Annotated in this window: 1 protein-coding gene; it reads left to right on the forward strand. The window is 46.4% G+C overall.

The window, feature by feature from the left end; all coding sequences use genetic code 11:
• On the forward strand, positions 1-4,190 hold a 4,190-nt coding region (locus J7529_RS24350), incomplete at both ends, for a LamG domain-containing protein (RefSeq protein ID WP_318731133.1).

A 4,190-nucleotide genomic window follows, 5' to 3' on the forward strand; every position in this document is an offset into this window, starting at 1 on the left:
GGAAAATCTCGATTTCATCAAACCTTCTGCTCCTCAAGAAGAACAGAGTTCTGAGCAGCCTGTCCTCATGTTCGATGGACAAGACGACCATATTGCCACCACCCTAGATGCTCAACCGAGCGCCCTACCAGCAACCACCTGGGAAGCCTGGGTTAAACCAACCCGCAACATCAACCACTGGGAGAACATTTTATCTACAGATAATCAGGGTTGGGATCGATCAATCGGTACAAATGGCGGTCAGTTCGGTATCTACCACGGTAAAGAGGCTTGGAGGCCTGTGAAAGCTGACATCGACCAATGGCAACATATTGCCGTAGTTTATGGTGCAGATAAACATATTAAGTTTTACAAAAATGGTACTGAATACCTCTACTCAGGGCAATCAACCATTGGTAGTACAAAACTGCCCTTCCATATTGGTCGCAGCGCCTGGAACCCCAAGAACTGTTTCCAAGGCTTCATTACGGAAGTGCGTGTTTGGGACTCTGCCAGAACAGCAGCAGAGATTCAAAACAACATGCACTGTCGTTTAACGGGGAATGAGCCAGGATTAGTGGGATATTGGCCGCTGAATGAAGGACAAGGGACAACAGGAACAGACCGAAGTAATCAGGGACATGACGGTACAATTAATGGAGCCACTTGGGAAACTTCAGCAGATTTAGAACTCGCCGCTGCCCCAGAAAGGCAAACAGCACCTCTCAATCGCCCGGTATTGGCCTTTGCTAATACCAAGAAACCTACAGATTATGTGATTCTCAATCCATTCAACTCATTTCCCGCTCAGAGGTTAACGGTGGAACTATGGTTAAAAACCAATCATAAGAATCCGGGAACCCCCATATCCTATTCAGCCAAAAGCTCTATCAATGCCTTCCTCCTCTTCGACTATCGGAGTTTGCATCCACACGTGTGCGATGCAAAAATCAATAGTGCGATCGCCTTTAATGATGGTCAATGGCATCACTGTGCAATGACCTGGGACAGCAGTACTGGAAAAATCGAGCTTTACAAAGACGGAGAATCAGTATTCTCAGGCACTCTTGCCAAAGGTAAAAAAATTCCCAACGGCGGTGCTCTGATTTTAGGTCAAGAACAAGACAGCGTGGCGGGTTCTTTTGATGTTAACCAAGCATTCCGCGGGCAAATGTCAGAGGTTCGGATTTGGGATGGCATACGCAGCCCCCAAGAAATTGAGGATAATAGGCACTGCGCTTTGACAGGAAATGAGTCGGGATTAGTGCTGTATTGGCCCCTAGATGAAGGCACGGGAACCACAGTCACCGATAAGAGCGGTCATGGACACGATGGCACCACCCAGGGAACTGGAGTTACCTGGGAAACCTCAGACTTGCCTCTGACTTCCCAAGAAGAAACAGCACCAACAGAATCAGCAACAGCTAAGTCGAGTGCTATTAGCTTCGATGGCACAGATGACCACATCACCATTGCTCTAAATGAACCAGAAACCGAAGTCACGCATGAATTTTGGTTTAAGACAGACGCTCCCAACTGTGGTTTGTTTTCTGTTGTAAAAAGCCCAGATTGGGGAGGCCACGATCGCCATCTTTACCTGAGTGGTGGAAACCTCAAGACTCGCATTTGGAGTAACGAAATCATCTCCAGCTCTGGTTTGAACTTGGCTGATAATGCTTGGCATCATGTAGCGCATGTTTTTGGCGCTTCTATTGGAGGTCAAAAAGTTTATATTGATGGGCAATTAGTAGCCAGTGGAACCAAGCATACGTCTGACTTTAACACGCAAGACCTGATCGTAATCGCCTATTCCAGGGATGCTCAACAGAGATATTTCCAGGGACAAATCGCTGAAGTCCGAATTTGGAAGATTACTCGCTCCCCAGACGAAATTCAACAAACGATGCACCAGCAACTGACAGGAGAAGAAGAAGGATTAATTGGCTACTGGCCTCTGAATGACGGTAGTGGCACAACTATAGCCGATAAAACCTCACAGAACCATCCAGGAACCCTTCATGGAGGAACTTGGACAGAAGAAGCTCTAGATTTCATCCAACCCTCTGCTCCTCAAACCGAAGAAACTTCTGAGCAGTCAGCGCTCATGTTCGATGGAGTGGATGATTATGTCAGCTTACCCATAGACAGCATCCCCGAAGGTAAAGAAATTACGATTAGTTTCTGGGCAAAAGGCGGTTCGTCCCTACCTAAGCAATGCTCCGTATTTTTTGCTTATCCGACTCCGAACTTTGACCCATCTAAAGGCAAGATTGTCTATACAGTCAATATCCATTTACCCTGGTCAAATAGTAACATCTACTTTGATTGTGGCTCCGATGGTAACACATACAATCGGATATACAAAGCAGCACAAGCAACGGATTTCAAGGATAAATGGACGCATTGGGCATTTACTCTCAATGCCAGCACCGGAAAAATGGCTATTTATCTTAATGGAGATTCCTGGTGTGAAGGAAACAACAAAACTCTCTCCATTCCTCAAGCAGGAGAAGTAAAATTAGGGTCTGGCTATGGATTTTACCATGGCTCCCTAAGTGAAGTGCGAGTCTGGGATCGGGAATTGAGTGCGACAGAAATAAAAGACACAATGTCCACTCGCTTAACAGGTACGGAATCTGGATTAGTCAGTTACTGGCCCTTAGATGAAGGTTCAGGAACAACAGCAGAGGATAAGAGTGGTAATAACCATCACGGTACAATTCATGGAGCTACTTGGGAAAGTTCCAGTTTAGAACTCTCGCCTGCCCCAACCGTAGTATCTGCACCAGAAGAACCCTCAGATGCTACCTCAACTGAGACAACCATTCTCACATTTGATGGAGTGGATGACTATGTAGATATTCCTGCCAATCCGACTTTAGACGTAACCAACGATTTTACCATTGAAGCCTGGATTAAACCGGAAGTCTTAGGTAAGCGGATTGTAGACAAAAATATTGGGGGTAAAAATGAAGGATTTACCTTCGATACATACCCACAAAATCTGCGATTCATTAACAAAGGGATTGGATTCACCAGTCGTACACCGTTAACAACAGGAACTTGGCAGCATGTGGCGGTTACCTTTAAGCATGAAGCGAATGGAGCTAAACTCTATATCAATGGAGAAGAAGACAATACTGCTACTCCCAGTCGGGTCGGAACAGTGACTAAATTGCCCGTGCGTCTAGGCTCACAAGCGGATAAATTGGGTAGTCTCTTCAAAGGAGAAATAGCAGAAGTACGGATTTGGAATCGAGTCCGGTCTCCAGAGGAGATTAAAGCCAGTATGAACCAGCAATTGACTGGAGAGGAAGAGGGATTAATTGGTTATTGGCCTCTGAATGAAGGCACGGGAACCACCGCAGAGGACAAGACGAGCAATGGGAACACAGGAACCGTTCATGGTGGAACTTGGGGAACTTCAGATTTAAGCTTAACTCCAGCTCCAAAACCAGAATTTACTACCGAAGAGACGGAGGAACCTTTAGAACCGGAATCTACTGCTGAAGAGACAGAGGTTCTTCAACCAGAAACACTTCAATCTGTCGCCAGCTTTGATGGAACTAACGACTATATTGAAGTGCCCTACAAAAAAGAACTGAACCCCGCTCAATTCACCCTATCCTGTTGGGCAAAAGTAGAAGGAGGACAAGGGCAATGGCGATCGCCTGTAACCTGTCGCACCGCTAAAGGCAGCAGTGCATTAGGGGGTTACATCCTATACGCAGGAAACAACAACAAATGGCAATTTTGGACAGGAAACGGGGGATGGGTTACTCTGCAAGGTGCAGACGTAGTTCTCAACACCTGGACTCATGTGGCGGCTACTTATGACGGCAGCACCATGAAACTCTACATCAACGGAGAACTTTCTGGAAACCCTGTCCCATCTAAAATCCTGATCAACAGCCAGTATCCTCTGCGAATTGGTGCAGGAGTCACAGAAGGAAATCCAGGGTATTTCTTCAATGGCAAAATCGCTGAAGTGCGGTTGTGGGATAAGGCTCGTTCCCCAGAACAGATCCAGGAATTGATGCACCAGAGACTCAAGGGAGACGAACAGGGATTAGTCGCTTACTGGCCATTAGATCAAGAAAGTGGGACAAGCGCAGAAGATAAAACTGGTAACGGCAACCCCGGAACCCTTCATGGCGCTACTTGGGCACAGGAAAATCTCGATTTCATCAAACCTTCTGCTCCTCAAGAAG

The organism is Roseofilum sp. Guam (genome assembly GCF_017746735.1).
Classification (GTDB): domain Bacteria; phylum Cyanobacteriota; class Cyanobacteriia; order Cyanobacteriales; family Desertifilaceae; genus Roseofilum; species Roseofilum reptotaenium.